The following is a 2,305-nucleotide window of genomic DNA, read 5'->3' as shown; positions in this document are numbered from 1 at the left end:
TTCAACCCCGTTGGGGTTGGCGGCCTGTTGGCGACCGGAACTTGGGGTGCGCGGGCGCGACCCCAAGCTTTGATGTGGCACGCCGCTGGCGTGCGGGCCGCAGGAGCGGTTGCCGCTCGCGAGTCGTTCCCACAACGCGGTACGGCAAGTAATTCGTCAGTAATACAATCGACATCCTCCGGGCCTAAAGACCCACGCCTATCTGGCAAGATCCGGTACCTAGAAAACGTTAGAGTCAGGCGTTTTTCAATGCCGGGGCCTCTTCCGCCCAGCTTCGACGCCAAAATGATGCAACACGTTCTTGAGCAGTTTGCTCATGTGTTCGTCGTGATACACGCCCCAGGCGGTTGCGATGGATCCGGTGTGGAACACGCGACCGCCTGTTGGACGTTCCCAGTAGATGATCTCGGCGATCGTCTGGTCGTCGCCGATCCGCGGCTTGTGTCCTTCGGCGTTGTAGTCAATCACACGGCGCTGGTCGTTACTGCTAGCGACGGTGACAATCCCTTGGGGTTCAACCAAGCCCTTGATGGCCGAGTCCGCAGTGGCACGCTGCAACGTTGAGAGGCGAACGTCGAACTCGTGGCCTACTGCGCCCATGTCCTTGCTGATGAATCCAAATGCATCTCCCTTTTTCAATCCAACCTGATGAGGCGTGTTGAAGAGAAAATGGTCAGGCTGGTCGACTTGATAGGGCTTGAACGCGCCGCCCCAGCCGATGCAGGTGAGCCCGACGACTTTCCAGGCCGGGTAACCACAGAAACGCATCAAACTGCCGCGGCGGAAATCATGACTGTGATAGAGTTCGCCGACTTGCGCGAGTTTGCGTCCGCCGATTCCTGTCCCGTACTTGCGTACCTCCATGAACTCGTCGGTTTCGTCGAAGCTAACCCGCCAGAACATCGTGTTACCGGAGAGGACGATCGCATCGCCGCCGGCTTTGAGGTAATCGTCGAGTCCTTCATAGGCGCGCGCCGACCAGTATTCGCTGTGTCCATTGATGACAACGGCCTGATAGCCATCGAGTACTTCGGGGTTGCGATCCAGGTCGCGGTCGGTGATGACGTCGTAATCGTATCCGTGCTGGTCCAACCAGAGATGCAGAAAACGCTCGCCGCGCATCAGATGGCTGTAGGACTGATTGATGTAGGTCTTGTTCGGACCGGCCGCCGGCCACGGCAATTTCATCCCGATTTTGTATGTCGGTTGACCGTTGCGGTGATCGCGATAGCCGCTGTAGGTCGCAGCGTCTGGGTGCGTTGTTGGAAGGCCACCTGTGCCCATCATTGTCAGCTCCCGCCCGTGATTGATGGGAAACGGCGCCGAGTTGTATGCCAACCAGGTATTGGTCGACATCAGCACCGCCAGCGGCGCCTTTGGCCGCGACTCCGGTCGGCGTACGATAAACGTCGTGAAGTAACGTTTTGGCTTTCCATCGATTTCAAAATCAAAGCGGCCTGCGTAAACTCCGGATTTTGCGTCAGCGGGGATGCGGAACCGATGATTGATTTTCCAACGCGCGTTGTAAAGTTCGTCTGATGCGAGCCGCAGTCCGTGGCCACGTTTCGGATCTTTCGTCGGATCGTAGCTGGTATCGTGCCGATCGATGGCTGCGGCGTCAAAGCTGGGCCCACCGATCATCCACGTGCCGCGGTTAATGATTCGCCCGTGCCGTCCACCGACACCGGCGTCGGCGACCCGAGTGCCGCGTTCTTCGGTGAAGGGCCAACAAGCGAGAACGGCGTTTCCTGTTGGAATGGTCAGCCCGCGATCGGCAATGCGTTTTTGAACCTGATCCAGAGTGATCGCTTGGTCATACAGGGACACCATCGCGATGTCGCCGTTGTAGAAACTCTCTGCCGCTCCCTTGCTGCCGTAAGCACCCATCCTGAGGGCCGTCTTCCCAGGACGAACGACTCCAGTGTATGGCCATTCGCCCGCCGCCTTTCCATCGATGAAGACACGTTTTACTTTTCCATCCCAGGTTGCCGCGACGTGGTGCCAACGCTGGGTCTCGATCAATCCTGGTGCGGTTTTGTGAAGAGACGCAGGATTGTGTTTGCCGCCACTGTCGGTCATGAACGCAATCTGGCCGTCGCTGAGGAACAGCCCGATCCCGCATTTGTCCGGATAGTCATGTTGATTAATCAAGCCTTGCCAGCCGCCGAGTGCGAAGGGACGAATCCAGCATTCCAGGGTGAGCCCGGTCAGTGGTCGCTCGCTGGGCAAGCTGTTGTCGATATGCACGTACGATCCCGGGTGGATCGGCTGCCGCCGCGGGCTTTTGGCGACGATGGTCGTCAGG

General features: G+C 58.5%; 1 protein-coding gene. It reads right to left on the bottom strand.

Translation table 11 applies throughout. The annotated features are described in order from the left end of the window. Positions 1-246 precede the first annotated feature (246 nt). On the bottom strand, positions 247-2,305 hold a 2,059-nt coding region (locus tag ABX749_RS30025; protein WP_372899276.1), incomplete at its 5' end, for a N,N-dimethylformamidase beta subunit family domain-containing protein.

The organism is Stieleria sp., from assembly GCF_041595215.1.
Taxonomy (GTDB): Bacteria; Planctomycetota; Planctomycetia; order Pirellulales; family Pirellulaceae; genus Stieleria; species Stieleria magnilauensis.
Note: the sequence above shows the minus strand (reverse complement) of the source record. Positions and strands in the feature narration are given on the sequence as shown.